The following is a 5,777-nucleotide window of genomic DNA, read 5'->3' on the forward strand; positions in this document are numbered from 1 at the left end:
AGTCCCAAAAAAAAAGCCGGAGCGCTGATGGCCTCCGGCTTTTTTGGTTTCTGGATGGGTTAACCACCCAGGTAGGCATCCCTCACTTCCGGATTGGCCAGCAGGTTCTTGCCGGTGTCGTGCAGGCGGATACGGCCGGTTTCCAGCACATAGCCCCGGTCTGCCAGGCTCAGGGCCTGGTGAGCGTTCTGCTCCACCAGGAACACCGTAATCCCTTCCTCTCTCAACTGGCCGATGATCTCGAAGATCTGCTGAATGATGATCGGCGCCAGCCCCAGAGATGGCTCGTCCAGAATGATCATTCTGGGTTTGCTCATCAGTGCCCGGCCGATGGCCAGCATTTGTTGTTCGCCGCCGGACATAGTGCCGGCCCGCTGATGTTCACGCTCTTTCAGCCTGGGGAACAGCTCGTACACGTGATCCTGGCTTTTGCGGATTTCCGATTTGGTGTTGAAGAAACCGCCCATGTGCAGGTTCTCTTCCACCGTCAGCCCGGGAAACACGCGGCGGCCTTCGGGCACAATCGCAATGCCGGAACGCATGATGTTGGAGGTGGCGTCATTGGTAATGTCGCGGCCCTCCAGAATCACCCGCCCTGCGCTGGCTTGCGGGCTACCACAAACGGTCATCAGCAACGTGGTTTTGCCGGCGCCGTTGGCGCCGATCAGTGACACAATCTCGCCCTTCTTTACTTCCACGGATACGCCGTGCAGGGCCTCGATTTTGCCATAGTGGGTATGTACGTCTTCCAGTACCAGCATGGTGCCTCCTCAGGCCTCGCCCAGATAGGCTTTGATCACATCGTCGTTCTGGCGAACTTCGTCCGGTGTGCCGGCAGCCAGGGGGCGGCCCTGGTTGATGACGGTAATCCGGTCTGAGATGTCCATAACCAGGCTCATATCGTGCTCAATCAGCAGTACGGAAACGTTGTAGTCCTCTTTCAGGCTGACAATCAGCTGGTTGAGGTCTTTGGTTTCCGCCGGGTTCAGGCCTGCGGCTGGTTCGTCCAGCATCAGCAGTTTCGGTTCGGTCACCATGCAGCGCGCAATTTCCAGCCGGCGCTGCTGGCCATAGGCCAGGTTGCCGGCTTCCCGGTTGGCCAGTTCCAGCAGGCCAACCCGATCCAGCCAGTACGCGGCCCGGTCAAGGGACTTGCGTTCCCGCTCCCGATAGTCGGGTGTCTTGATCAGGCCGGATATCAGGTTGGTGTTCAGGTGCCGATGCTGGGCCACCAGCAGGTTTTCCACTACGGTCATCTGGCCGAACAGGCGCACGTGCTGGAACGTTCGCACCATGCCCAGTCGGGAAATCTTGTAGTCCGGTTTACCCTGGACTTCATTACCTTCAAACAGGATCTTCCCGCCCGTGGGCTTGTAAAAACCACTGATGCAGTTGAAGACCGTGGTTTTGCCGGCCCCGTTGGGGCCGATGATGGAGACTATTTCGTGTTCCTGCACGTCCAGGCTTACCTGGTCGACTGCCAGCAGGCCGCCGAAGCGCATGGACAGATTCTGTACTTCTAGCATGTCTGTCACTCCTGGCGTCTGAGTTCAATGTGAATGCGGCGCATGGGCATCAGCCCCTGTGGCCGCCAGACCATCATCAGTACCATGGCGGCGCCGAAAACCAGCATCCGGTAGTCGGAAAACTCCCGGGCCAGTTCCGGCAGGATGGTCACGGCGATGGCGGCAAGTACAACGCCCAGCTGCGAGCCCATGCCGCCGAGCACCACAATGGCCAGGATGATGGCCGACTCAAGGAACACAAACGACTCCGGGCTGATAAAGCCCTGTTTGGAGGCAAACACAGTGCCGGCAAACCCGGCAAAGAACGCGCCAATGGTAAAGGCAGAGAGTTTTACCGCGGTGCGGCTCAGGCCCAGGGAGCGGGCAGCAATCTCGTCTTCCCGCAGGGCTTCCCAGGCACGACCAACAGGCATGCGCATGAACCGGCGGATGATCAGGGCGGTGATCACGGCCAGGACCAGAGCAATCAGGTAGAGGAAAATCACCTTGTGCTCGCCGCTGTAGGCGATACCGAAGGTCTCATGGAATGACGTGTTACCTTCTTCCCGAACCCGCCGGCCGAATTCCATGCCAAACAGGGTGGGATCGGGAATTCCGCCAATGCCGTTGGGGCCGCCGGTAACGGCAGTCCAGTTGTTGAGCAGAATCCGGATGATTTCGCCGAAGCCAAGAGTGACGATAGCGAGATAGTCACCCCGTAACCGCAGTACCGGGAAGCCCAGAACCAGTCCAAATAAGGCCGCCAGGCAAGCCCCGATAGGCAGAGCCATCCAGAAGGAGATGCCGGCGTATTGGGACAGCAGGGCAAAGGTGTAGGCGCCAACCGCGTAGAACGCCACGTAGCCAAGGTCCAGCAGGCCTGCAAGACCCACGACGACGTTCAGGCCCAGCGCCAGCATGACGTAGATCAGCACCAGAGTGGCCAGATCCACAGCGCCACGGGAGACAAAGAAAGGCCAGAACAGGGCCAGAACGACAATGCCTGTGAGTACCCAGGATTCGATTTTGGCCCGTTTGTTCTCGGCCATCGGCTCCTTCTGGGTTTTGGGCAGCGGGCTTGGGATGCTCTTGAGCCCGCCCATGATCTGATCCCGGAACAACTGGAACAGGAACACGATCACCGCGGCCAGCAACACAAGGATTACTGTGCTGGTATCGGCGCCGGTCAGGGTCACGCTGATGCCCTGGGCTTCCAGGTTAAAGCCGATGATGGGGTAGGAAATGATCAGTGTGATGATCGCGCAGAAGAGCGCGTGTCGAAAATTGTTGGCAGCCATCAGATCTTCTCAACCTCCGGTTTGCCCAGCAGTCCGGTGGGTTTGAACAGCAGAATCAGAATGAGCAGGCTGAACGACACCACATCTTTGTATTCACCACTCAGGTAGCCCGAGGTCATACTCTCGGCAACGCCGAGGATGAGGCCGCCCAGCATGGCGCCGGGAATGCTGCCGATACCGCCAAGGACGGCTGCGGTGAATGCTTTCAGGCCGGCAATAAAGCCGAAGAGTGGATCCACAGATCCGTAATACATGCCAAGCAACAGGCCGGCGACGGCTGCGAGGGCTGCACCAATCACGAAGGTGGCCGAGATGATGCGGTTGGTATCGATGCCCAGCAGGTTTGCCATGCCCAGATCCTGCGAGACCGCGCGACAGGCCCTGCCGATACGGGAGCGGGAGATGAACAGGGAAAGTGCGGTCATACAGATCAGGGTAGTGATGAAGATGGTGATCTGAATGTAGGAGATGGACATCGGGAAGGTATCTTCGGAGCCGAACTGGAAACCACCTTCGATCAATGCCGGAAAGCCGATGTTGCGGGAGCCTTGGGCCAGGTGGACATAATTCTGCAGGAAGATGGACATGCCAATGGCGGAGATCAGCGGGATCAGCCGGTGCCGCCCGCGTACCGGCCGATAGGCTACCCGTTCCACGGCCCAACCCATGGAGCTGGAGACAATTACCGCGCATATCAGCGCCACGATCAATATCAGGGGTAGCCAGGCAATCCCCATGGTTGCCAGGCCGGTTATGGCGATCAGCGCGGTGTAGGCACCGATCATGTAAACCTCACCATGGGCAAAGTTGATCATGCCGATGATGCCGTAAACCATCGTGTAGCCGATGGCGATCAGGGCGTAGGTGCTCCCGATCGTCAGCCCGTTAATGAGCTGTTGAAAGAAATACAGGAGGTCTTGCATGTTTGTGGAACTCCGAAAGCCCGCTCCCTCGCCTGGCTGCAACCGGCCACCGGTGTCGCCGGTGCGGATGCAGTGAGGGTCTGCAGGAGCCCAGAAAAACACCTTCCCCCGGATCGCGGTGGGAAGGTGCTCTCATTATTACCGTTAGTTAACGATTTTGGCTCAGTTTACCGGAGTTTTACTGCCGTCTGAATGCCATTCGTACACCACAAACTCGAACGACTTCATGTCGCCGGCTTTATCGTACTGAACAGTGCCGATGGGGGTCTCGAAGCTTCCGGCACGAAGAGCCTGGGCCACGTCGAACGGATCTTTCGAATCGGCGGCTTCAATGCCTTCCGCAATCAACTGCACGGCGGCATAGGAGGTGAGTACGAAGGGGCCGGAGGGATCTTCACCTTTGGCATCAAAGGCGGCGATCAGCTCCTGGTTTTCTTCTTTCTGGTCGAAGCTGGGGGGGAGGGTAACCAGCAGGCCTTCAGCGGCTTCGCCGGCGATGGTGTTGATGTCTTTGTTACCGACGCCTTCCGGGCCCATGAACTTGGCATCTACGTCAGACTGGCGTGCCTGGCGGAGGATCAGGCCCAGCTCAGGGTGGTAACCGCCGTAGTACACGTAATCGACATCGGCCTGTTTGATTTTGGTGACGAGGGAAGAGAAGTCCTTGTCACCGGCGGTAATGCCCTCAAACATGGCAATTTCGATGCCGGCATCCTGCAGGGTGTCGCGTACGGCGGTGGCAATACCTTCACCGTACTGCTGCTTGTCGTGCACGATGGCCACGCGCTCGGGGCTCTGGCTGGCGATGTAGTTGCCGGCAACCGGCCCCTGCATGCTGTCCAGGCCGATGGTGCGGAACACCAGTTCGTAGCCGCGCTCGGTGATTTCCGGGCTGGTGGAGGCCGGCGTGATCATCAGAATGCCTTCGTCTTCATAGATGTCAGACGCCGGTTGGGTGGAGCTGGAACACAGGTGACCCACCACGTAGCGAACACCTTCATTGACCAGGCGGTTGGCAACGGTGACGGCCTGTTTCGGGTCGCACACGTCGTCCACTTCCACGGCCACCAGGTCTTCACCCATAACACCACCGGCGGCGTTAATGCGCTCGATGGCCATGCGGGCACCAGAGAACTGCATGTCGCCGTACTGGGCAACGGGGCCGGTCATCGGGCCGGCAATACCAACTTTAATTTCAGCGGCGGCCTGGCCGGCAGCCATCAGAGCAACGGACGCGCCTACAGCGGTAGCGAGTTTCTTTACGGAGGTTTTCATCGTGTTTTTCCTGTTTGTGTCAGGGTTATTCTTATGTTCTCAGAGACTTACACAAACACCACAGTCTGTTGCTTGTCAAGCAAATCAGGCCAGGGTGTCTGCTCTGGAACACGGCGCAGCTATCGGGAAAGAATTAGCAAACGCCGTGCCGTCCTGAGCAGTGTCACGCGTCCGTGCTGTCGTCCTTATCTTGAAAGACAAGATTCCTGAAACTTTCGTGATCGTGCAGCTGTTCGAAGCTAGGGTCAACCGATGCGTCGTCCCGATAGGCTTCCGCGATTTCAATGGCTTTATCCAGATTGCTGACGGCATCTTCCCAACGGCCGATCTCGGCATAGGCGCACGCCAACTGGTAGTGGGCGTGGCCGTTGTCCGGAGCCAGTTTCAGTGCGCGCTGGCACAAGCTGATGGCCCAGAGGGGCTCCTGCATTTCGAGTACGGCGTCGGCTTTATAGCTCAATGCCTCAACATCGTCGGGGCGCAGGTCCAGAATCTGGTCGTAGGCGGCGATCTTGTTCTGCTGCGAGGTTTCCTGGCTTGCCTTCAACCAGAGCGCGTGCACTTCGTTGGTGCGCTCAATCTCGGCCTGGTTCTGATGGATGATCTCGGACTTCTGCTGCAGTTGTTCTTCAATGGCCTTCAGGCGTTGTTCGTATTCCACCACCAGTTCGTTCACACGTTTCTCGGCCAGGCTGGTCAGCTGGTTACGCATGTCGCGGATGGAGTTCCAGCCAATGACAACCAGGATGGAAGTGGCGCCGGCGATCAGGTAGAAA

Annotated in this window: 6 protein-coding genes; all 6 read right to left on the reverse strand. The window is 58.3% G+C overall.

The features are described from left to right. Positions 1-59 precede the first annotated feature (59 nt). Positions 60-761 (reverse strand): ABC transporter ATP-binding protein, encoded by a 702-nt coding sequence (locus tag B3Y70_RS08025; protein ID WP_199451850.1) that lies wholly within the window; start codon positions 759-761, stop codon positions 60-62. 9 nt (positions 762-770) lie between these two features. Beyond that, on the reverse strand, positions 771-1,526 hold the full coding sequence (gene livG / locus B3Y70_RS08030; protein WP_011786750.1) for a high-affinity branched-chain amino acid ABC transporter ATP-binding protein LivG: 756 nt from the start codon (positions 1,524-1,526) through the stop codon (positions 771-773). Between the two features lie 5 nt (positions 1,527-1,531). Further along, the gene (locus tag B3Y70_RS08035; RefSeq protein ID WP_199451849.1) at positions 1,532-2,803 is read right to left on the reverse strand and encodes a high-affinity branched-chain amino acid ABC transporter permease LivM; all 1,272 of its coding nucleotides are present in this window, start codon (positions 2,801-2,803) and stop codon (positions 1,532-1,534) included. Continuing rightward, complete coding sequence (gene livH / locus B3Y70_RS08040) at positions 2,803-3,726, reverse strand: high-affinity branched-chain amino acid ABC transporter permease LivH (RefSeq protein ID WP_153740566.1); 924 nt, start codon at positions 3,724-3,726, stop codon at positions 2,803-2,805. The genes B3Y70_RS08035 and livH overlap by 1 nt, the downstream gene beginning before the upstream one ends. 162 nt (positions 3,727-3,888) lie before the next feature. Continuing rightward, the gene (locus B3Y70_RS08045; RefSeq protein WP_153740567.1) at positions 3,889-5,001 is read right to left on the reverse strand and encodes a branched-chain amino acid ABC transporter substrate-binding protein; all 1,113 of its coding nucleotides are present in this window, start codon (positions 4,999-5,001) and stop codon (positions 3,889-3,891) included. A gap of 163 nt (positions 5,002-5,164) precedes the next feature. Continuing rightward, positions 5,165-5,777, reverse strand: a 613-nt coding sequence (locus B3Y70_RS08050; RefSeq protein WP_288589585.1) for a tetratricopeptide repeat protein, incomplete at its 5' end; no start/stop codon positions are given.

It is taken from the genome of Marinobacter sp. UBA5687 (assembly GCF_002420325.1).
GTDB classification, from domain to species: domain Bacteria; phylum Pseudomonadota; class Gammaproteobacteria; order Pseudomonadales; family Oleiphilaceae; genus Marinobacter; species Marinobacter nauticus.

What these genes read in the sequence shown, in the direction of transcription:
- B3Y70_RS08025 (WP_199451850.1), bottom strand. Translation starts at nt 761, where the DNA reads ATGCTGGTACTGGAAGACGTACATACCCACTATGGCAAAATCGAGGCC.
- livG (WP_011786750.1), bottom strand. Translation starts at nt 1,526, where the DNA reads ATGCTAGAAGTACAGAATCTGTCCATGCGCTTCGGCGGCCTGCTGGCA.
- B3Y70_RS08035 (WP_199451849.1), bottom strand. Translation starts at nt 2,803, where the DNA reads ATGGCTGCCAACAATTTTCGACACGCGCTCTTCTGCGCGATCATCACA.
- livH (WP_153740566.1), bottom strand. Translation starts at nt 3,726, where the DNA reads ATGCAAGACCTCCTGTATTTCTTTCAACAGCTCATTAACGGGCTGACG.
- B3Y70_RS08045 (WP_153740567.1), bottom strand. Translation starts at nt 5,001, where the DNA reads ATGAAAACCTCCGTAAAGAAACTCGCTACCGCTGTAGGCGCGTCCGTT.